General features: G+C 41.1%; 22 protein-coding genes and 1 other RNA gene. 8 read left to right on the top strand and 15 right to left on the bottom strand.

Annotated features, from left to right (window positions below):
• Positions 1-11: 11 nt before the first annotated feature.
• The 3 genes from ACTF6W_RS08870 to ssrA all read right to left on the bottom strand — a co-directional run bounded on the left by ACTF6W_RS08870 (position 12) and on the right by ssrA (position 2556).
• On the bottom strand, positions 12-1622 hold the full coding sequence (locus ACTF6W_RS08870) for a fumarate hydratase (protein ID WP_438994182.1): 1611 nt from the start codon (positions 1620-1622) through the stop codon (positions 12-14).
• 23 nt (positions 1623-1645) lie between these two features.
• Entirely contained in the window at positions 1646-2134 is a 489-nt protein-coding gene (locus ACTF6W_RS08865; RefSeq protein WP_438994181.1) for an SspB family protein, read from the bottom strand.
• 106 nt (positions 2135-2240) lie between these two features.
• Positions 2241-2556, bottom strand: a transfer-messenger RNA (tmRNA) gene (ssrA, locus tag ACTF6W_RS08860).
• 58 nt (positions 2557-2614) lie between these two features.
• Between ssrA and ACTF6W_RS08855 the strand changes: the two genes are divergently transcribed.
• Positions 2615-3409 (top strand): thymidylate synthase, encoded by a 795-nt coding sequence (locus tag ACTF6W_RS08855; RefSeq protein ID WP_438994180.1) that lies wholly within the window; start codon positions 2615-2617, stop codon positions 3407-3409.
• The gene (locus tag ACTF6W_RS08850) at positions 3409-3918 is read left to right on the top strand and encodes a dihydrofolate reductase (RefSeq protein ID WP_438994179.1); all 510 of its coding nucleotides are present in this window, start codon (positions 3409-3411) and stop codon (positions 3916-3918) included. The genes ACTF6W_RS08855 and ACTF6W_RS08850 overlap by 1 nt, the downstream gene beginning before the upstream one ends.
• Here the strand turns inward: ACTF6W_RS08850 and ACTF6W_RS08845 are convergent.
• The 3 genes from ACTF6W_RS08845 to ilvD all read right to left on the bottom strand — a co-directional run bounded on the left by ACTF6W_RS08845 (position 3915) and on the right by ilvD (position 7844).
• On the bottom strand, positions 3915-4652 hold the full coding sequence (locus tag ACTF6W_RS08845) for an SIMPL domain-containing protein (RefSeq protein WP_438994178.1): 738 nt from the start codon (positions 4650-4652) through the stop codon (positions 3915-3917). The two genes, ACTF6W_RS08850 and ACTF6W_RS08845, sit on opposite strands and share 4 nt — an antisense overlap.
• Positions 4653-4732: 80 nt before the next feature.
• Positions 4733-5992, bottom strand: a complete 1260-nt coding sequence (locus ACTF6W_RS08840) for a threonine synthase (RefSeq protein WP_438994177.1) — start codon at positions 5990-5992, stop codon at positions 4733-4735.
• Between the two features lie 4 nt (positions 5993-5996).
• Positions 5997-7844 carry a dihydroxy-acid dehydratase gene (ilvD, locus tag ACTF6W_RS08835; RefSeq protein ID WP_438994176.1) on the bottom strand — a complete coding sequence of 616 codons (1848 nt, stop codon included), beginning with the start codon at positions 7842-7844 and terminating at the stop codon, positions 5997-5999.
• A gap of 98 nt (positions 7845-7942) precedes the next feature.
• Here ilvD and ACTF6W_RS08830 point away from each other — a divergent pair, with 98 nt between their 5' ends.
• The 4 genes from ACTF6W_RS08830 (at position 7943) to ACTF6W_RS08815 (ending at position 10303) form a co-directional block, all read left to right on the top strand.
• On the top strand, positions 7943-8968 hold the full coding sequence (locus tag ACTF6W_RS08830) for a threonine aldolase family protein (RefSeq protein ID WP_438994175.1): 1026 nt from the start codon (positions 7943-7945) through the stop codon (positions 8966-8968).
• Between the two features lie 36 nt (positions 8969-9004).
• Positions 9005-9340 (top strand): hypothetical protein, encoded by a 336-nt coding sequence (locus ACTF6W_RS08825; RefSeq protein WP_438994174.1) that lies wholly within the window; start codon positions 9005-9007, stop codon positions 9338-9340.
• Between the two features lie 151 nt (positions 9341-9491).
• Entirely contained in the window at positions 9492-9695 is a 204-nt protein-coding gene (locus ACTF6W_RS08820) for a DUF6460 domain-containing protein (protein WP_438994173.1), read from the top strand.
• A gap of 71 nt (positions 9696-9766) precedes the next feature.
• Positions 9767-10303 carry a cytochrome b gene (locus tag ACTF6W_RS08815; protein WP_438994172.1) on the top strand — a complete coding sequence of 179 codons (537 nt, stop codon included), beginning with the start codon at positions 9767-9769 and terminating at the stop codon, positions 10301-10303.
• A gap of 46 nt (positions 10304-10349) precedes the next feature.
• On the opposite strand, the gene ACTF6W_RS08810 is transcribed toward ACTF6W_RS08815, so the two are convergent.
• Positions 10350-11720 (bottom strand): MATE family efflux transporter, encoded by a 1371-nt coding sequence (locus tag ACTF6W_RS08810; protein WP_438994171.1) that lies wholly within the window; start codon positions 11718-11720, stop codon positions 10350-10352.
• A 166-nt stretch (positions 11721-11886) separates the two neighbouring features.
• On the opposite strand from ACTF6W_RS08810, the gene yaaA reads away from it, so the two are divergent.
• The gene (yaaA, locus tag ACTF6W_RS08805) at positions 11887-12663 is read left to right on the top strand and encodes a peroxide stress protein YaaA (RefSeq protein WP_438994170.1); all 777 of its coding nucleotides are present in this window, start codon (positions 11887-11889) and stop codon (positions 12661-12663) included.
• 5 nt (positions 12664-12668) lie between these two features.
• On the opposite strand, the gene ACTF6W_RS08800 is transcribed toward yaaA, so the two are convergent.
• The 4 genes from ACTF6W_RS08800 to ACTF6W_RS08785 are packed head-to-tail and all read right to left on the bottom strand — an operon-like array spanning position 12669 to position 14095.
• A complete protein-coding gene (locus ACTF6W_RS08800; RefSeq protein WP_438994169.1) occupies positions 12669-13280 on the bottom strand; it encodes a DUF1134 domain-containing protein in 612 nt (203 codons plus the stop codon).
• On the bottom strand, positions 13277-13510 hold the full coding sequence (locus ACTF6W_RS08795) for a DUF2842 domain-containing protein (protein WP_438994168.1): 234 nt from the start codon (positions 13508-13510) through the stop codon (positions 13277-13279). The genes ACTF6W_RS08800 and ACTF6W_RS08795 overlap by 4 nt, the downstream gene beginning before the upstream one ends.
• Positions 13511-13521: 11 nt before the next feature.
• On the bottom strand, positions 13522-13683 hold the full coding sequence (locus tag ACTF6W_RS08790) for a hypothetical protein (protein WP_438994167.1): 162 nt from the start codon (positions 13681-13683) through the stop codon (positions 13522-13524).
• Positions 13658-14095 (bottom strand): NUDIX hydrolase, encoded by a 438-nt coding sequence (locus ACTF6W_RS08785; protein WP_438994166.1) that lies wholly within the window; start codon positions 14093-14095, stop codon positions 13658-13660. The genes ACTF6W_RS08790 and ACTF6W_RS08785 overlap by 26 nt, the downstream gene beginning before the upstream one ends.
• A 51-nt stretch (positions 14096-14146) precedes the next feature.
• Here ACTF6W_RS08785 and ACTF6W_RS08780 point away from each other — a divergent pair, with 51 nt between their 5' ends.
• Positions 14147-14878 (top strand): SOS response-associated peptidase, encoded by a 732-nt coding sequence (locus tag ACTF6W_RS08780; protein WP_438994165.1) that lies wholly within the window; start codon positions 14147-14149, stop codon positions 14876-14878.
• A gap of 59 nt (positions 14879-14937) precedes the next feature.
• Here the strand turns inward: ACTF6W_RS08780 and ACTF6W_RS08775 are convergent, their stop codons facing one another.
• The 4 genes from ACTF6W_RS08775 to ACTF6W_RS08760 all read right to left on the bottom strand — a co-directional run bounded on the left by ACTF6W_RS08775 (position 14938) and on the right by ACTF6W_RS08760 (position 21705).
• Positions 14938-17016 (bottom strand): pyrroloquinoline quinone-dependent dehydrogenase, encoded by a 2079-nt coding sequence (locus ACTF6W_RS08775; RefSeq protein WP_438994164.1) that lies wholly within the window; start codon positions 17014-17016, stop codon positions 14938-14940.
• Between the two features lie 62 nt (positions 17017-17078).
• Positions 17079-19127 carry a molybdopterin-containing oxidoreductase family protein gene (locus ACTF6W_RS08770; RefSeq protein WP_438994163.1) on the bottom strand — a complete coding sequence of 683 codons (2049 nt, stop codon included), beginning with the start codon at positions 19125-19127 and terminating at the stop codon, positions 17079-17081.
• An 18-nt stretch (positions 19128-19145) separates the two neighbouring features.
• Positions 19146-20267: a DSD1 family PLP-dependent enzyme gene (locus tag ACTF6W_RS08765; RefSeq protein ID WP_438994162.1), complete on the bottom strand. Its 1122-nt coding sequence runs from the start codon at positions 20265-20267 to the stop codon at positions 19146-19148.
• A 10-nt stretch (positions 20268-20277) separates the two neighbouring features.
• Positions 20278-21705 carry an FAD-binding oxidoreductase gene (locus ACTF6W_RS08760; RefSeq protein ID WP_438994161.1) on the bottom strand — a complete coding sequence of 476 codons (1428 nt, stop codon included), beginning with the start codon at positions 21703-21705 and terminating at the stop codon, positions 20278-20280.
• Position 21706: the final 1 nt, after the last annotated feature.

The raw sequence follows: 21706 nt of genomic DNA, 5'->3' as shown, positions 1-21706 counted from the left end.
ATTGGAACTTGTTATAGCATTTTGAAGAAATCATTCCCTTTATCATCAACGATAATAAAGGCAGGGAAATCTTTTACATCAATTTTCCAAACGGCTTCCATACCGAAGTCTTCGAAATCGAGAACTTCTACCTTCGTGATGTTATCTTTGGCTAATATCGCTGCTGGACCACCGATGGAGCCAAGATAGAAACCGCCGTGTTTTGCACATGCGTCGGTAACTTGTTTGCTACGGTTTCCTTTGGCAAGCATAATCAGGCTTCCGCCGGCTGCTTGGAAAGTGTCCACATAACTATCCATACGTCCTGCCGTTGTTGGACCAAATGAACCCGAGGCATAGCCCTCGGGTGTTTTCGCGGGACCTGCATAATATACAATATGATTTTTAAGATAATCCGGCATTGGTTCGCCGTCTTCCAGTTTTTTCAAAATCGCCGCATGAGCGAGATCGCGAGCAACAACAATGGTTCCTGTTAATGAAAGTCTTGTGCGAACAGGATGTTTGCTAAGTTCGGCACGAACAGCATCCATGGGACGGTTTAAATCAATTTTTACAACACTATCACTTAATTTATCTTCTGGAATATCCGGCATAAAGCCGGCTGGGTCGCGCTCTAATTGCTCAAGGAATATTCCATCTTTTGTTATTTTACCTTTTGCCTGACGGTCAGCCGAACAGGATACACCAATGCCGATTGGAACCGAGGCACCATGGCGGGGCATACGAATAACACGGACATCATGGCAAAAATATTTACCACCAAACTGCGCTCCAATGTCAAAGTCTTGTGTCATTTTAAGTACTTTTTCTTCCATTTCAGGACAGCGAATGGCCTGACCGAATTCACCGCCTTCGGTCGCCAAATCATCTAAATAATGTGTGCTTGCCATCTTGACGGTTTTAAGGTTTTGTTCGGCGCTTAAACCACCAATTACGATGGCTAAATGATAAGGAGGGCAGGCAGCCGTTCCTAATGTTCGGATTTTTTCATCTAGAAATTCTGTTAATTTATCTTCTCGCAATACCGCAGGTGTTTGCTGATAAAGAAATGTTTTGTTCGCACTGCCGCCACCTTTAGCAACAAATAGAAAATGATATTCGTTACCTTCTGTTGCATAAACGTCAACTTGGGCTGGGCCATTGGTTTTTGTGTTTTTTTCTTCAAATAAGCTTTGTGGTGCAAGTTGTGAATATCTTAAATTCGTTTGCGTGAAGGTATCAATCACACCTTGATTTAAGGTTTCCGCATCATCGCCTTCCGTCCAGACATACTGTCCTTTTTTACCCATGATGATCCCGGTTCCAGTATCTTGACAACTCGGTAGTACCATTCCCGCAGCGATGTTCGCATTTTTAAAGAGTTCCGTTGCGACAAAGCGGTCATTATCTGATGCTTCGTCATCTTCTAGGATTTTTGCAAGTTTTTCATAATGAGACGCTCTTAACAGATGGGAAATATCTCTCATTGCTTCTGCAGTTAATAGACGCAGGCCTTCTTTATCCACTTTTAAAACTTCTTTTCCGTCTACTTCAATTGTTGAAACATAATCAGATGTGATTTTACGGTATTCTGTATCGCTCGGTCCTTGAGCATACATGTCGGTATATTTTGGAGATGTCATGGATTTATTTCCGGAATTGTTGATTATTTCTTATTTCGAAAAGCATCAAGTGTCACGATGTTGTCTTTGCCATCGGTCTTATCTTCTGTGTTATCTGCTGAAGTAATAGCGACTTCTTCAACTTCTTCGGCTTCTGCAATTTCGACAGTTGCATCAATTTCTGAATTGAAATGAAGGCCAAAATCAACGCTTGGATCAAAAAAGCCTAACAACGCTTCAAAAGGAATAGATAAATGTTCTTTATTGCGATTAAAACTTAGCGCAATTTCGAAAAAATCTTCTTCAACTTTTAAGTCCCAGAACTGGTTTTGTAAAACAATTGTCATATCTTCTTCGTATCTGTCTCTTAAATACGAAGGAATGATCACATCTGGATGTGTTGTTTGAAAAGTAATATAAAAATGGTGTTCGCCTGGTAACCCATGTTTTGCAGTATCTATTAGCAAATTGCGAACAACGCCAATTAACGCGTCCTGCACCATTTCATCATATTTGATTGTCTCATCGGTCATTTAAATTTCTTACTTCTTTCTGTACGACTCTTTAATAAAAAGATTATAGCTACAAGATTTATTCTGGGCGAGTCATTTTCATTCATTCGGCTTGATTATTATAAGAAGTGGTGGGCTTCTGTTGCTAGGTGCCCACCGAACCCCGCGTAGCGAAACTTATTAAGCTGCTACAGCAAATGCTTCATTATCGTTTGCATTTGTAGAGTTTTGATCCGTCACAGCGGTATCATGCTGAGCAAAAGCGATATCTTTATTGCGCACGTCGATCCTATTTCGCCCCCATAATCAATAACTTAAGATAATGGTGGAGGCGCCGGGTACCGCCCCCGGGTCCGTAACGTTTATTCCATATAACAGTTTATTGCCATAGTCGGTTGCCCGACTCCCTATATATAAGGGTAAAGAGTTAAAATTTAAATAGATTTGCTGAAATAATTATGTCATTTATGTATCAGGCTATAGAAATCTAATTGGAATATCATGCAACAATACCTTAATCTTGCCCGTCGCATTCGTGATGAAGGCACCACAAAAGAAGACAGAACAGGTACCGGAACAAGAAGTGTATTCGGTCATCAAATGCGTTTTAACCTTGAAGACGGCTTTCCGATGGTAACGACCAAAAAGCTTCATTTAAAATCGATTATTCATGAACTTTTGTGGTTTATTGCGGGTGATACCAATATCAAATATTTGAAAGATAATGGTGTTCGCATCTGGGACGAATGGGCAGATGAAAATGGTGACCTTGGCCCGGTTTATGGACATCAGTGGCGTTCTTGGCCAACGCCGAATGGTGAAATAGTGGATCAGATTACAAATTTAATAGATACAATAAAAAATGACCCGGATAGTCGTCGCATGATTGTGAGCGCTTGGAATGTGGCTGACGTGGATCATATGGCGTTACCTCCTTGTCATTGTCTTTTCCAATTTTATGTTGCTGATGGAAAATTAAGTTGCCAACTTTATCAGCGTAGTGCTGACGTATTTCTTGGGGTGCCGTTTAATATTGCGTCTTACGCACTGCTTACCATGATGATCGCGCAAGTATGTGATCTTGGTCTTGGCGATTTTGTACATACCTTTGGTGATGCACATTTATATATGAACCATATGGAACAAATTGATCTTCAATTAAGCCGCGATCCTAAACCACTACCAACAATGGCGATTAATCCGGATGTGAAAGATATCTTTGATTTCAAATTCGAAGATTTCGAACTTCAAAATTATGAAGCACACCCGCATATCAAAGGACTGGTGGCTGTATAATGGTTAAAGTATCACTGATTGTTGCTGCCGCCACAAATAATACCATCGGCAAAGACAATGACATGCCATGGAAAATTTCGTCCGATCTAAAATATTTTAAAAAGGTCACGATGAATAAGCCGGTCATTATGGGCCGAAAAACATTTGAGTCTATAGGAAAACCCTTACCTGGTCGTGCGAATATTGTCATTACGCGTGATACGACATTCACGCAAGAAGGTGTGATTACCGCCCACAGTCTTGAAATGGCGCTGGATGTTGCCCATGGAATGGCCGATGTTAAAAAAGAAAAAGAAATTATGATCATTGGCGGTGCACAAATTTATGCACTAACGCTGCCAATTGCTGACCGTCTATATTTAACCCGTATTCACGCGGACATAGATGGTGATGCACATTTCCCGGAACTCGATGAAAAAGATTGGCTTGAGTATTCACGAGAAGATCATGAAAAGGGAGAAAAAGACAGCCACGAACACAGCTTTATAGTGCTCGATCGTATAAGCTAATTTTCAAGCTGATAAACCACTGAAACCTGCGCGTTTGTTTTCATCATTCCCGGTTTAATAGGTATGTTCAGGTTTCCCATTTTGGCGGGTGCCGCTTCCATGGCCATCATTTGATCTGAGCGGCGGTTAATGCCAAACTGTTCGATGTTGCTATAAATGCGATTTTCGCTGATTGTGCAAATTTGACCGAGTTTATTACCAGATAATTCGGCATATAGTTTGGCTTTATGATACGCTTTTTTAAAAGCTTTCTCACGGGCTTGATCTTCGAGCTGTTCTTTCTCTGATGAAGAATAGCTGATATTAGAGAAAAGATTATCACTACCCGCCATCACACCATTCATCAGATCGGAAATTTTAGCCAAATCAAATGTTTTAAAATATATTCGTGAGGTACCGCGATATCCGACAATCTCTTGGCGGTTACGTTGGTGATAGACGGGATTTATGTTGATGCTTTCTGTACGTATATGCTCTTCTTGGACCTTTAAACCTTCTAAGACATCAATGATTTTTTGTAGATTTCTAGACAAGTCTTCAAGCGCTTCGCCTTCCGTTTTATTTTCGCTTTTAACATTAAGCATGACTTCGGCAATATCAGGAATGCTTTCCACTTCGCCAGCGCCTTCCATGCTAATGAGTGGCCCTTCGCATTGCGCCATTTGTTGAGCTGCTGCGGGTTGTATGAATAAAATAGCGGCTAAAGGAAGCGTAATAAGAGAGGTTTTAATCATAATAAATCTCCGAATAAATAAAACTTATTTTTAATCTATTCGGAGATCATGTCAAATTTGTGATGCAATAACGCATTGAATTATTTGAATTTATTGTAATCGATAGGTTTATTCTTATCTAAAACCTGGTTTGTTTCTGGCATAGGGTATTTTAATCCAGTTGCACAATTAAAAAGGATCACTTTATCATCTTTGTTTACTTGACCATTTTCTAACGCCATTTCCCATGCGGCAAATGTGGCCGCCCCTTCAGGGCATAATAATACACCATCTTTTTGCGCAACACGGTCGCGGCAATCAAAGATATGATCTTCTTTCACGGCAATGGCAAAACCACCGCTTTCCCGCACGGCACGTAAAATTAAAAAATCACCAACGGCAATAGGAACACGAATACCCCATGCATGTGTATATGCATCTTCCCATAAGGGGGCATGCTCTTCACCGTCATCATAGGCCTTAACAATCGGCGCGCAGCCTTCTGCTTGAACGGCGACCATTTTAGGACGCTTTGATCCGATCCAACCAATTTTTTCAAGTTCGTCAAAGGCTTTCCACATGCCGATTAGGCCGGTACCACCACCTGTAGGATAGAAAATTACATCCGGCATTTCCCATCCGAGCTGCTCGGCGAGCTCTAATCCCATGGTTTTTTTACCTTCGATGCGGTATGGCTCTTTTAATGTCGAAATATCGGCCCAGCCCATTTCTTCTTTGCCTTCAAAAACTATTTTCCCGCAATCATTGATCAAGCTATTTACGGTATAAGTATCCGCCCCTTGAAGTTCAATTTCGCGGATGTTTACGATCGGCGTATCATCAGGGCAAAATACGGTCGTTTTTAAACCGGCGTATGTGGCATATGCTGCAAGTGCCGCGCCCGCATTGCCGTTTGTCGGCATGGCAAGGTGACCTTGGCCAAGTTCCTTTGCCATAGAAACGGCAAGAGCTAAGCCGCGCGCTTTAAAAGAACCAGTTGGAAGTCGTCCTTCATCTTTAACAATCACATCGCATCCATCAGGCACAGAATAATTTAATGGCATTAATGGTGTCATTACTTCACCAAGGCTGGTCATAGCATCGCCCGTATTAACCGGAAGGAATTCACGGTACTTCCAGAAACCGCCAGGGCGGTTTTCAATTTCTTGTCTCGTGACACTGTTCTTAATAGCATCAAGATCATACCGAACGAGAAGGGGTCTACCTGCTTCAGACAATCCGTGGATTTCCCCTGCTTTATAATCGTCTTTACCTGTTATGGAACATTCAAGGTTTGTCACAAAAGAGGCGCGCGCATCATAAAGAGCCTTAGTAGATTTATATTCTACGGAGTTAGACATTAGTTTATCCTTTTAAATGGTCTATCTGACGAACGGCACCCTTATCTGCGGATGTCGCCATCAATCCGTAGGCTTTTAATGCTTTTGTAACAACGCGGTGTCTTATTTCTTTAGGCTGCCAAGCTTTTTCACCAAGGCTTTCCATTGCGGCACGTCGTTTTTCCATTTCTTCTTCTGAAATTTCTGCGCGGATTATGCGATTTGGGATTTCAACTTCGATAATGTCGCCATTTTTAATAAGTGCGATAGCGCCGCCAGATGCGGCCTCAGGAGAAACATGGCCGATCGAAAGTCCTGATGTCCCCCCAGAGAAACGACCATCCGTTATTAATGCACATGCAGTACCCAATCCCATAGATTTAAGGTAAGATGTCGGGTAAAGCATTTCCTGCATTCCTGGCCCCCCTCTTGGACCTTCATATCTTATTATTACGGCCTCGCCTGCTTTAACTTCACCGCCAATAATGCCCTCAACCGCGCTATCTTGACTTTCATAGACACGAGCAGGTCCCTTAAAGGTAAAGTTCTCTTCTGCGACACCTGCTGATTTAACGATGCAACCATCTAACGCAATATTCCCTTCAAGAACGGCTAATCCGCCATCCTGTGAATAGGCGTTTTCAACAGAACGGATACAGCCATTTACCCGGTCCAGATCAAGCGATTCATAACGTTTGGATTGAGAGAAGGCGACAGTCGTTCTCACGCCGCCTGGTGCCGCTTTATAAAATTCAATTACATCTTCTGGTGGATTGCGGTTTACATCAAAGTAATCAATGACCTCGCCGATTGAACGTTCTTGCACAGTGCTGCAATCACGGTGAATATGCCCCCCTTTTTCAAGTTCACCCAATATGGCGATAACGCCACCAGCCCGGTGCACATCTTCCATATGATAATTTTCTGTTGCTGGTGCAACCTTACATATATTTGGAACTGTTTTTGAAAGACGGTCGATGTCTTCCATTGTAAAATCGCATTCGCCCTCTGCTGCTGCCGCAAGCAAATGAAGTACAGTATTTGTTGATCCACCCATTGCGATATCAAGTGTCATTGCATTTTCGAATGCTTTAAATGATGCAATGCTTCTTGGAAGAACACTTTCATCATCATTTTGATAATAGGCTTTGGTGATATTCATAACCGTTTTTGCAGCACCCAAAAAGAGTTGCTCTCTATCTGCATGGGTCGCAAGTGCGGAACCATTGCCCGGTAAAGCAAGGCCTAGTGCTTCCGTTAAGCAATTCATGCTATTGGCGGTAAACATACCAGAACATGATCCGCATGTTGGGCAAGCAGATTGTTCAACTTTTTCAACCATTTCATCATCAACATTGGGGTCAACACCCATCACAATTGCATCTACAAGGTCAAGACCGTGATCAATACCGTCCGTTTTGCCAGCTTCCATCGGGCCACCTGATACAAATACAGCCGGAATATTAAGGCGCATAGCCGCGATTAACATACCCGGGGTAATTTTATCACAGTTAGAAATACAAACGAGTGCATCAGCACAATGAGCATTAGCCATATATTCTATGCTATCGGCGATGACTTCACGGCTTGGAAGTGAATAGAGCATGCCGTCATGTCCCATGGCAATACCGTCATCCACGGCAATCGTATTAAATTCTTTTGCAATACCGCCGTGTTTTTCAATTTCACGGGCAACCAATTGACCAAGATCCTTTAAATGGACGTGTCCCGGTACAAATTGAGTAAAGCTGTTGGCAACAGCAATAATAGGTTTACCAAAATCTTCGTCTGTAACACCTGTGGCGCGCCAAAGGGCACGTGCACCGGCCATATTACGACCATGAGTGGAGGTTTTGGAACGATATGCGGGCATTATTCAATCTTTCTTATAGGCTATTAAAAAAACTACTGTAATAAATACCTATTTTGTGTCATTTGTCGATACATAAGTGACACAAAGGAGTGCATTTAATGCGTAGTGATAATATTACTGGAATTTCAGATAAAGTGCTCGAGGCAATTATGCGTGCCAATGACGGTAAGGCTCTTGCTTATAGTGAAGATGAGTTGAGTAATAGATCTAAGGAAAAATTTCGAGAGATTTTTGAAAAAGAGGATATCATATCCCATAATCTGGTTTCTGGAACAGCAACCAATACACTCATTTTATCTACACTTTGTCCGACATATGGCGTGACATTTTGCCATGAGCATTCTCATGTTTATGCAGATGAATGTGGTGGGTTTGAATTTCAAACCGGCGGTGCAAAACTTCATCCGATTTGTGGTCAGAATGGGAAATTAACCCCCGCTGCATTAGAAGGTGCAATTGGGCGATATATAGTGGACGAACCACACCATAACCAACCAGCAGCCGTAACCATTGCGAATAGCACAGAAGCCGGCACAATATACATGCCTGATGAAATAGAAGCCCTTTCTAGGGTTATTAAAAAACATAAATTAAAACTTCATATGGACGGGGCTAGATTTGCCAATGCTCTTGATAATGTTGGCTGTAGTCCGGCAGAACTAACTTGGAAGGTCGGTGTGGATGCCCTTTCATTTGGAACAACCAAGAACGGTACTATGGGTGCCGAAGCAGCAATATTTTTCAATCAATCGGATGATCAAGGATTTGTTTATCGTTCTATGAGGTCAGGACATTTAATATCAAAATCCAGATTTATCGCAGCTCAAATTTTGGCTTATTTTGAAAATGATCATTGGCTTAACAATGCCAAGCATGCAAATAAAATGGCATTAAAATTAGCTAGAGCAATTGAAAAATCCGAAGCGATTGAATTTAAGTATCCACAACAATCAAATGTCATGTTTGTAAAAATGAAGCCGGAATTACACGATGAATTTGAAAGTGCAGGCATAGAATATTTTTCGTCTTGTGAAAGTTCATATGTTGAAGCACGAATGGTTACAGCGTTTAATACCACAAATTCTGATATGGACCGAATTATTGAAATTATAGAAAAATTTTGATAAGATATTGGATTATATGTATTTTAGAGAGACTCAATGTATTTCATTAAGAACATAATACTAATTTTCTCGCTTTCGGTTTTATTATTCGCCTGTGATAGTAATCAAGAACGAGCAAAAAAAACATTAGAAGAGCGTTTAATGGATAGCTTTTCTATGTCAGATAGGGAAATACGGGAGCAAGTTGAAACTATTGTTTTAGCAAGCAAAGAAAAAGATTATGTTAAAGCTATGAACGGATTGGGCATATTGTCGAAAACTCAGCTTAATAGTAATGAACAAGAACAAGCGATTGATTTGTTAATGAGCCAACTACGAAATGCCATGGAAACGGAAGAAATTGCGAAAAGAAATAATGTGCAAGGCCGCTAAGATCTAAGACCCGTTTTTACTAGTCTATTGACAATGAACATAAAAATAGCTCAATATCTAGTGACTTAAGTTGTTCTGAGATGGAAATTTAATGGATAAAACGACATCATCGTTAATTTAGAAGTTAGTTATTGCCTCGTTATGTGTAGGTTTGCTTCTTAGTTTCTTTAATATTGATCCGGTGGAACTAATTAATAATGTTCCTGAAACATTGGGACGTATCCTTGAAGTTATCCTTGATGTTATTAATTGGGCAGGTAAGTACATTATACTTGGTGCGATTATCGTTATTCCTATTTATATTATTTTTAACTTTCGAACAATTTTCGCAAAACTTTTTAGTAAGAAAAAATAATAATGCCGATTGAACGGCGCCTTTAACAATTACTATGGGTACACAATAGATATATCGGAGGGTATAAGAATATGTCGTCACAAAATACAAATAACTCATATGGTTGGGTTGCTAAAACATTTCACTGGGGAATGTTTCTAATTATTGTCGGACAATTTTGGCTAGGTGGAAATTTCAAAGAAGAAGCCTATAGAGAATTGGGGCTTTCAGGTTATCATTTTTCAATTGGTATCATGATTTTGTTTTTAATGTTGCTTCGTTTTGGCTGGCGTGCGAAAAATCCAGTGCCAGAGTTACCAGAGGGCACAGGGAAACTTCAAGCGTTAGGTGCTCATGGTTTACACATTTTATTTTATGTATTGCTGATCGCTTTGCCAATAAGTGGTATCATGATCGTTCAAGCTAAAGGTGGTAGTCCTTCCCTGTTTGGTTTATTTAATTTCCCAACGCTGGTCGATAAAGTTGATTCAACAGCAGAACTTGCTGCAACACTTCATGGTGTATTTGCAAAAGTTACTGTCTTATTAGTGGTAATTCATATTGTCATGGCGCTTTATCATCATTACGGCAAGAAAGATAATGTGCTACGCCGCATGCTACCATGGTAAAATAGAAGATTTATATTCAAGAAAGGGTCCTTAATTGGGCCCTTTTTTATGCATGCTTTAGTTTATTAACTGTGTCTTTTATCCAGAGGTAGCCAATTACACCTGCAATGGCGTTAGAAATGCTAATTGTAATAAACGCGATTTCAAGGCCATAGAATTCTGAAGCAATATAAAAGAGCGGTAGTTGCAGAAAAAATACTCTAATGCTTGAAATTGCGACACCCGGCATAGGTTTTCCTAAACTGTTAAACATTGCGTTTACGCTCATAACGATTCCATATAATCCGTAGGAAATTGGAACAACGTAGAGATAGCTTTGCGCAAGCGCAATAATCTCGGGTTCTTTTCTGAATAGGCCGGCCAGTGTCGGTGCTGTAAGCGCGATTGCGATCGCAACAAAAAGACCCCATGCCATACAGAATATACTGACGCTTTTAATGCATTCATCAATTCGGTCAAATTTACGTGCCCCTAAATTCTGCCCGATGAAAGGGCCGACCACTGCGGACGTTGAAAAGAAGAGCACGAGTGAAATCATTTCAATTGTTGTCGCAACGTGGGTCGCGGCGACGGCTTCTGTGCCGTACCTAGCAACGATGGAAATGACAATTGCGGCCACGATTGGGATAATAATATTTGTTCCGGTCGCCGGAATGCCGACATGTAAAATCTTTTTTAATGATGCGGCGAATGTGTTGATTGTTTCCTTACTAAAACAGATAACGTTATATTGATAATGCAGAGCATAGAGAATAACAGCAAAGCTTATGAACCTTGTAATGAGAGAGGCCCAAGCCGCACCGGCAAAACCAAGTTCCGGAAAACCATATAACCCAAAAATGAGCAATGGATCCAGTGCTGCATTGGCAAATGCAGAGACTAACATCAAATTACCTTGAAGTTTTGTATCACCAAGTGCACGCATGACACCACCACCAGTCATTGGTAATATGACAAATAAAGGGGATAAATACCAAATCATCATATATTCACGCACATGCGGAAGTACGTGTTCATTAGCGCCCATTGCTGTAAAGATCGGATCAATGGTGAGATAGCCAAAAATTGATATTGCTAAGGATAAAATCGCGGTCATAATTAAAGTATTGGTCGCGAGTTTTTTAACTTCATCTTGATCGCCGCTGCCGGCTAGATGCGCGAGTACAGAGGTCACACCTGCGCTTAATCCGATCGCAACTGAGAAATAAATCATCACCATGCGGCTAACAAATCCCATAGCCGCGACCTCGTTTGTGCCAAGCTTCGCAATAAAATAACTATCGACAAATGTGAAAGACATGCTGGCGGATAAGCCAATAATCATAGGCAATGCCATTCTTATCAGATGTTTATGAACGGCACCTTTCGTTAGATCGAAGCTACGAGTTTTTTTCTTGGGTTTTTCTACTTCTGACATACGACCTGATGTACCTGATTATAATTTTTATATTGCTTCATTAAATGGTGTTAAAAATAACAAAGTCAATAGCATTATTGATATATTAAATTATGCTGTTAATTCGGTGCGATTATGTTATTTGTATATGAATATTTAGAATCATTATAAACAAGGAATATGAAGAATGATTGTTGTTGTTTCTCCTGCTAAGAAGTTAGACTTTGAAAATGATGAAGTAAATCCAAACTGGTCAGTTCCTGACTATTTGGATCAAAGTGAGACTTTAATTAAAACGGCTAGAAAAATGACACGCAATGATATTGCGGGATTGATGAAAGTCAGTGAAAAAATTGCTGATTTAAATTATGAACGCTATCGTGATTTTGAAACGCCATTTACTTTAACAAATTCAAAGCAGGCTGCGTTTGCTTTTAAGGGTGATACATATGTCGGCCTTGAAGCGGAAACATTATCCGAAGATGATTTAGAATTTGCGCAAAACCACTTTAGAATTTTATCTGGTCTTTATGGTATGCTACGTCCTCTTGATTTGATGCAACCTTATCGGCTTGAAATGGGTGTACGTCTAAAAAATCCAAAAGGTAAAAACCTATATGAATTTTGGGGAAATACGCTGACTGACGGGTTAAATGAACTGCTTGAGAAACAAAAAAATAAAGTTATTATAAATTGTGCCTCAAATGAATATTTTAAATCGGTTAACGAAAAAGAACTAAATGGCGGCGTTATTACACCCGTCTTTAAAATTGTTAAAGAAGGTGTGGCGAAGGGTCCTGGGATGATGGCAAAACGCGCCCGAGGTATGATGGCGCGCTTTATTATTCAAAATAAATTAGAAAAGGCAGAAGAGATTAAAAAATTTGATATGGACGGTTATAAATTTATGCCGGCACTGTCAAATGAAGATACCTTCGAATATCATAAAGTCGTCAGCGTCTAGTAGTATTAAAACGGGAGCCAACTTCTGTCTTTTGAGAAATGAAGGTATCCTAAGTTTACCCCGGCCCTAAGGCCTACGCCCATGCGAATGGGGGCGATTACAATCTCATCGACTTGCTGATAATTCATCCCTACACCGGCGACATAATATATACTTCCTTCAACGGCAGGAAAGCGTTGATAGAGTTCTTGCGTGTCATTAAGATTATAAACGAGTGCAAAAACACGAGATCCATTAGCGCCGACATCAATACCAATAGAAGGTCCTGTCCAATAAACACGACTATCACCTTCGATTTTATGGGAAAGCGTGCCATCACCATAACGCGCACCAACGACAAGTGCAGCGCTGGCCTCAGTGCCGATGATATACCCATTTGGTCTACCTAAGTCCGCAAAGGCTTTTTCAATGACGCTGGCTACGGCTTCTGAGCCGCCACCAAAAAATTCTGATGCAGCATTAATAACATTTTCTTTATCATATGTTGGGTCTTGATTGGTGCTATCCATATTCTGGCGTTCACTTTGTACCGGTTGCGCAGGTTGTTTATTTTTACTTGCGCAAGCCGTTAAAAGAAGAATGAAGGATATTGAAAAGAGTTTAGTTAAGTTTTTCACTTTTGGTCCCCGTTATCGGTAATTGTTCCATTAATCTTAAACATAATTTTCTTAGCAGGAAAAATCCATACAATACCAGCTACAATATAGCATATCATTTCGATAATTATATTACCTGAAAAAAAGGCATCAATAAGACGTGCGACAACTAAAATATAAATTGTCATTAGCGCTAACATTAAAAGAAGCCATAAGAGTTTACTAAATTTTGGCGGTGGGCTATCAGACATCAATGGTTTCCTTAAACTCTACCCGTTAGCATCATGACAATATACATTCCACCATAAACAATCGTAGAAAAGAATGCGGCGATAAGAAGCACTTTTAAATGTCTGCGTAAGCTAGAGAAAAAGCGGCTTAGGTGCCCTTTTTGCTTTTCATCGTCGGGATTTTCTATGTACAATTGCATCTTCTATTAATTTAACGGTTTCTGACCATAGGTTATAGCTATTTAATTCATCTATGGGAACCCATTTTGCGTTTAAGGCATCATCTCCTGCGGTAAGCGTACCAGATTTATAATCCGCCATAAAATCGACTAAACTATAATGAAAACGAACGGTGCCATTATTATCGTTATCGATAAAATCCACAACCTTTAATAATTGAATATTTTCTATAGTGATGTTGGTTTCTTCAAGGACTTCTCTTGCTGCGGCGTCAACCATTTTTTCGCCTAAGTTTTGCGCTCCACCTGGTATGCTCCATTCTTGGGCTTTTGGTGGTTTGTTTCTTTGAATTAACAAAATTTTTTCATCATTGAATACGACGGTGCCGACGGCTGGGATGGGATGCTTTGGGTATTCTCTTTTCATATATATTTTTTCAGTTATTATTTATCTATCTAACTATAGCGAAATAAAAGTATGTGTGGAAGATATTCATTAACATCTCAAAGTTATGACAAGTTTGTCGAATTTATGGATATGGGGTACCCTTTTCAGGTGCCGTCTCGGTTTAATATTGCGCCTTCGCAGCCTGTCGCTGTCATCCGATTAAAAGGATCGGATCAAGATCATTCCATAATTCCTGATCAACCATTGCCTGAACGCGAGGGAGCTTTAATGCGGTGGGGACTGGTGCCACATTTTGCAAAAGAAATAAAAATGGACCGACCACTTATTAACGCTAGGTCAGAAACGATAGCCGATAAACCTTCATTTCGGGGGCCATTTAGGCGCCGAAAATGTTTGGTCCCTGCTGATGGTTTTTATGAATGGAAACGAGGTGGTGCGTCACCAATTCCATATCATATATGTTTACAAGATCGGGAAGCTTTTACGTTTGCAGGTATCTGGGAAGCATGGACAGGCCCTGATGGCGAAGACTGGCTTGAGACGGTATCATTGGTGACGAAAGAAGCAAACGGAGCCGTTAAAAAGATCCATCATCGTTCGCCCGTGATTATAGAACCACAAGATTATGATTTGTGGCTGAGACCTCAGGATCCGCCCGATAGAAAAATATTTGATAAATTATCGACTGCGATTGATCATAAATTAGAAATGTTTGAAGTTAGTCCATTTGTGAATAGCGCACGCAATGATGGTGACGATTGCATAAAACCTGCAACCAAAGATCAGTTTAAATTATTTTAGCTTTAATGAAGAAGTTATATTGGGGGCTAATAACTTTTAGCCCTCAATACAATTGAATTTTAATCGTCAGGTAAAGCGTACGCACGGAACTCACCTGGGTAAGCACCACCGGAAACAGCGACAATAATAAATTGTCTGCCATTCATCATATATGACATTGGTGAACCGGATTGGCCCGCTGGCATCCATACTTCGCCAACATTCTCACCTGTCATTTTATCATAAGCACGAAGCATTGCACCGCGCTCACGATCACCAGGATTAGTCACACGGTAATCACCAGCTATAACCAATGTTTTTGTTACCACGACACCAAGCGCACCGCGCTGACCAGTGCGCGGAATATCCATGCCACGTAGTTTAGGATGATTGCGAACATTGTCCGGTGTTTCCCCATGAGGAACTTGCCAGATGACTTCACCTTTGTTCATATCAATCGCCGCAACCACACCGTATGGTGGCTTAAGAATTGAAAGACCCTCAACATTAAGTCCTGGAATTTCAACAGGTGGGCCATCATAAACAGGATAGTTCACTTCTTTCGGTGCATCAGGGTTTTGACCTGTACCCGCTGCATTACGCATGCGGAAAGGTTCACCTATGCGGCCCGCGATATAGTTCACATTTGAATATCCTTCTGGCGGAGGAGCCATTGAAAGATTGTCCATTGCAATCATGGATGCTGGTGCATAGACGATCCCTGATTCAGGATCGAATGAAGCACCCGGCCAGTTTGTACCACCATTTGTAGCACCAATGTTAATCGCACCGAGTACACCGTTCACATCACCTTCAATAGGTGGGTTATACATAGCACCATTGCTCCAGTCCCATAGATGCATCTTATCGAGGGCTGCTTGACGTAATTCAGGGGTAAAATCGATGAAATCGTTTGGTAAATCTAATTTCCCGCGACCATACATCAATTGCATTGGTGGCATTGGTTGTGTTGGTGAATACCATTCGCCCGGAATACTGCCTTGCGGGACCGGTACTTCCGGAATATCCCAAATCGGCTCACCAGTGATACGGTCAAATGCGTAAATGAATGACTGTTTTGTCGGAAGGGCGATAATCTCACGGTCTTTTCCGTCAATGGTTACATCCATAATAAGAGGGGCAGATGACAAATCGTGGTCCCAAATTGGATGATGAACCACTTGGAAATGCCATTTATATTCACCTGTGTTAAGATCAACCGCAACTAAACTCTCACCGAAAAGGTTGTTTCCAGGACGGTGACCACCATAAAAGTCAGAAGATGGGCTTTCAACCGCTAGGAAGACAAGCTCGTTTTTCTCGTCCACAGTGATCTGTGTCCAAACACCTGCGTTACCATTGCGGTCCCATGAATTATCAAGCCAAGTGTCATTACCAAATTGGCCAGGGCGCGGAATAGGGTCAAATTGCCATACTTTTTTACCGGTACGAACATCAAACGCACGAACAAGACCTTTGGTATTGTTATAGTTATCAATGGTCATCCCTTCTTTCATGGCAGAACCAACGATGATCAGATCACCCGCTACTGTTGGTGTTGCATGAAGGCCGATTTCACCAGTGACGAGATCGATTTGAACTTCGTTACCTTGAACGGCACCAATCTTAAGATCAAGAATACCATTGCCATCTGTACCGAATGAATTGATCGGAACACCTGTGTGGGCGTTAAGCGCGATCAAACGGTAACCCGTTGTTACATAATAAATGCGGTCATCACCTTTACCATCGGACCAATAAGAAAGGCCGCGGCCGGAAAGCTGACGAGGGGCCATACCACCACGAAGACCTTCGCGCATGCTGTGAAGCCACATCAATTCACCTGTACCAGCGTCTAATGCAATCGCTGTACGGCGTGTTCCGGCAGTTGCATAAATAACGCCATCAACCATAATTGGTGTCACTTCAAGCTTATATTCGCCGCGTGTACCGAGGTTTTTGGTAGAAAAGTTCCAGACCATTTCAAGGTCTTCAAAGTTATCCGCATTGATTTGATCAAGCGGTGTATAACGGGAACCCTTTATATCCCCCGTATAGTGATGCCATTCACCATTCGCGGTGCCCGGTTCGTCTGCAACTGCACCGGAAGTTACATAGCTTGTTGCTAAGGCTCCCAATGCAAGAAAAAGGTTTTTCATTATTGTGTCTCCAAGAAGGTTGAGTTTTGATAAGAAAAATCTAACGATATCAAGGGTTAGAGTCAAGCTGACTTGAGCCAGACTGCGCTATCATGAAAAACTGCACCTCCTGCGGGAGCCGCAATTTCTGAGTTTGTTAGAACATTAATACCAAGTCCATTATTTAACTTACTGTTATGCCAAATGCCCTCAGCAATTAATGTACCGGGATTGACACCGTCAAAGAGTTTAGCACGAATTTTAAGATTTCCTTGGTTGTTACCAATGTTTACCAATTGATCATCATCGATACCTGCTGCAATAGCATCTTCTGGATGGATAAATAAAACTGGTTTTTGTTCTCTTTTTAACGAAGAAGGTGTGTTGTTGAATGATGAGTTTAGGAAATTTCGTGCGGGTGGTGTGACTAATCTAAATGGATGTTCATAATCGCGGGGGTCAGTATTGTCCCAATGATCAGGTAGTAATGGTAATTCGTCTCCCCGTTCACCAATTGCTTTCCAATCTGGTTTGAAGCGAAACTTTTGATCAGGCCAACCAAATCCATTAACAAAATGATGACTGTCGAAATTTTCAACACAGTCATGCCAATGGTTTTCAGTCATATGGTCAAGATTAGGGTAGGCCGAGGCTTTTAACGTTTCCTCGATAATTTCATTGGTAGACATGTAAAAAGCGGGGTGTTTACAGCCAAGCCTTTTCCCGATTTCATTGATAACAATATCATTAGGACGACTTTCACCAACAGCTTGAATGATTTTAGGGCCTAAACCAATATATGTTTGCCCGCCTCCTTTATAAATATCATCATGCTCAAGAAATGTTGTAGCCGGCATAACAATATCGGCCATGAGGGCCGTTTCTGTCATAAACTGTTCGTGGACACATAAAAATAAATCATCGCGCAAAAACCCTTCACGGACTTTATTTTGATCTGGTGCAATTGACATAGGGTTTGTGCCTTGAACGATCATTGCCGTAATAGGAGGGCCATCATTTAGATCGCTATTTTCCCCAGTAAGCGCTGCGCCAACACGGGGGTGATCAATCGTTCTTATCCCTGGCTTATTTAAATCACTTGCTTTAAGAAAAGACGTGTCAAAATGATAAAGATCACTGCTACTGAAATAAGTACCTGCCCCTTTATTAGGCCATTTTCCCGTAACACTCGCTAGACAGCTAACGGCGTGTACATTTACCGCGCCGTTTCGACAGCGCGATAAGCCAAAACCAAGCCGAATAAAGGCTCTTTCTGTTTGGCAATAAAGCTTGGAAAATTCTTCGATTTCATCAACGCTGAGGCCTGTTATTTTACTTGCCCATTCTGGGCCACGTGTTTGAAGGTGTGCTTCTAGTTCACCTGGAACATCCGTATATTTCTCCATATATTCATGATCCGCATAACCGTTACGAAATGCGATATGCATCATTGCGCAGGCGAGGGCACCATCGGTGCCGGGATTTAAACATACGTGAATGTCAGCGGCTTTTGCTGTCGGATTTTTATAAGGGTCGACTACAATAACTTTGGCATTTCTATTCTTCTTAGCCCGTGCCACATGGTTCATAACGTTGACTTGTGTTGAAACGGCATTGGTCCCCCAGATGACGATTAAATCCGCATCGGCCATTTCGCGTGGGTCGGGACCAATTTTACGGCCTGTGCCGGCTACCCAACCCGCATTAACAAGGGCGCCGCATGTGGTGCCGCGCATATTGCTATAGCCCATTTCATTACGGAGTCTTTCCATTGAACCGCTTTGAACTAGGCCCATAGTTCCCCCATAAGAATAGGGCCATACAGTTTCTGGGCCATGTTTTTCAGTCGCATCTTTAAATGCGTTTGCCGTTATATCAAGTGCTTCTTCCCAGCTTATTTCTTTAAATTGACTTGATCCTTTAGGGCCAGTTCTCTTAAGTGGTTTTGTTAATCGATCGGGATGGTGTGTGCGTTCTGCATAGCGAGCGACTTTGGCACAAATTACTCCGGCAGTATAAGTGTTTTCCTGAGAACCTCTCAATCGACCTATTGTATTTTCGTCTATTTTCTCAACTTCAAGAGCACAAGTAGACGGGCAGTCATGAGGACAAGTTGAATATGCTTTTTCCAATTTAGTGGTCCTTGTAAACTAAGATATAGCGCCGCGTGCAGCGACGGGCCAAATTTTTTCAACAATACCATTACGAACGCCAACGCACCAGTCATATAAATTGACATTAGGGTCGCAATGACCCGGGATCAATAAAACGCGATCCCCTAAGTTAAATGTCGTATTATCATCAAGATCGATATTACCATGTTCATCTGATGTCATCCGGTAATTTAAATGCTCAAAACCTTTTATTAGTGGATTTCCTGAATCTGATGCAATTGCTTTAAGTCCTGCATCGCAAATCACCATATTTGGTTGGTTCGTGCTCATAACCATTGTCTGGATGAATAGACTGTGTTCAAATCCTGTGCCGTTTTCAATTTCACTAAGTTGATTTTTACCGTAATCCGCATCCATAAAGGCGTATGATCCACATTGAAGTTCATCCCATTCATTATAATCTTTATCATGCATGAATGTTCCAGTACCGCCCCCGGTGACAAGTTCACAGTCAATATTCGCATCACTTAAGGCTTTTTTAGTTTCACTCACTATTTTTGCTGCGCTGCTAACGGTATCAGCTCTTTCTTTTGGGGTACGAAGATGCTGGGCGGCTCCATGGTAGGCTTGCAAGCCACCAAAATTTAAGTGAGATGAATTTATAATGAATTGCGCTAATGCAACTGTGTTAGTAGAATTTGTTACACCGCAACGATTACCGCCAACATCAATTTCTATTAAAACTCTAATATTTGTATTTTTCCTTGCGCAGGCTTCATTCAATGCCTGAGTAGCGTCTAGATTATCGACACAGATACCCAATTTTATTTTTTTAGAAAGTTCGGCAACGCGATCTAATTTTCCGGGGGCAACAATTTCGTTTGTTATCAAAATATCGCTTATTCCGCCATCGGCCATTATTTCAGCTTCTGATAATTTTTGGCAGCATACACCAATGGCACCTCTTTTGATTTGATCGTCTGCTACTAGCGGGGATTTATGCATTTTAGCGTGAGGGCGAAAGATTTTTCCTGAGGATTTCATCATTTGGGCCATTTTGTCCAAATTTCTCTCGTAAATGTCTAAATCAATTACTAAGGCGGGAGTATCAATTTCACTGACCGACATTCCAACGGAGGCGGGAGGGCACTGAACCATGTTTTATCCTTTAAATTTTAATGATGCGGCCGGGATTCATAATATTCTTAGGATCGAGAGCCAGTTTAATGGATTTTAAAGTATCAATATCGACACTAGATTTAAAATGTTTTAATTCATCGACCTTTAGTGTTCCAATGCCATGTTCTGCACTTATACTTCCGCCTAAATCAACAACAATTTCGTGGACTAGATGATTAATCTCTTCCCAACGGGCAAGATATTCTTGTTTATCCATATCAATTGGTTGGGATAGGTTAAAATGAATATTCCCATCCCCAATATGGCCAAAGGGAACAGGACGAATGCCCGGGCATGCTTTTTTAACGGCTTCAGTTCCGAGTTCTAGAAATTCAGGTATTTTTGACACTGGAATTGCGACATCATGTTTAATGCTACCACCTTCAAATTTTTGGGCTTCGGACATGAATTCGCGTAAATTCCAAACGGCTTTCTGTTCGGATACATTTTTAGGGACAATTCCGTCTAGTACAAGGCCACTTTCCATGGCTTCTTCAAGGATTTTTTCAAGTACTTCTTCTAAATTAATGAGATCATTTGAAACGGAAGTGGCACATTCTAAAACGATATACCAATCGTATTTTTCTTCTAGTGGCTCGCGGCAGTCGTTCATATGCTTAATTGTAAATTCAAGGCCAATTCTTGGTAATATTTCAAATGCGATTAAGTTATCACCACTAATTTGTTTGGCGAGCGATAGTAAATTTATGGCGGCTTCTGGGTCAGGGATAGCAACAAAAGCGGTATTTTTTTGTTTATACTCTGGGAATAATTTCAATGTAGCCGCCGTTATAATACCAAGCGTTCCTTCAGCGCCAATGAAGAGCTGCTTTAAATCATAGCCTGTGTTGTCTTTTCTAAGTCCCGTAAGACCGTCCCAAACATCACCATTAGGCAACACGACTTCTAATCCAAGTACTAGGTCACGCATATTTCCATATCTGAGTACATTAATTCCCCCAGCATTAGATGATATATTACCGCCGATCATAGCTGATCCTTCTGATGCGATATGCATGGGAAAAATTGAATTCATGCTTTCGGCAATATCATGTGCGTCTGATAAAATAACACCAGCTTCTATTGTCATGGTTTGATTAAGGGCATCTTTTTCCCGTATTTTATTCATACGTTTTAAACTTAATAAAACCTCTTCATTTGATTGATCAGGAATGCTGCCGCCGACTAATCCAGTATTACCGCTTTGGGGTACAATTTTAATATTATGTTCGTTGCAATATGAAAGTATTTGACTGACGCATTCAGTATTGTCCGGAAATAAAACCAGTGGTGTTGCTCCACGAAATTTTCCACGTGGTTCCGATGTATGTGATGCAATTATTTCCGGGTCGATGGTAAACCCTTTTGGTCCTGAAATTTTGATTAAAGCATCGATATGATTTTTTGAAAGGGGCACT

The organism is Pseudemcibacter sp., from assembly GCF_965661635.1.
GTDB lineage: Bacteria > Pseudomonadota > Alphaproteobacteria > Sphingomonadales > Emcibacteraceae > Pseudemcibacter.
The sequence above is the reverse complement of the archived record's forward strand: the minus strand, read 5'-3'. Positions and strand labels throughout refer to the sequence as shown.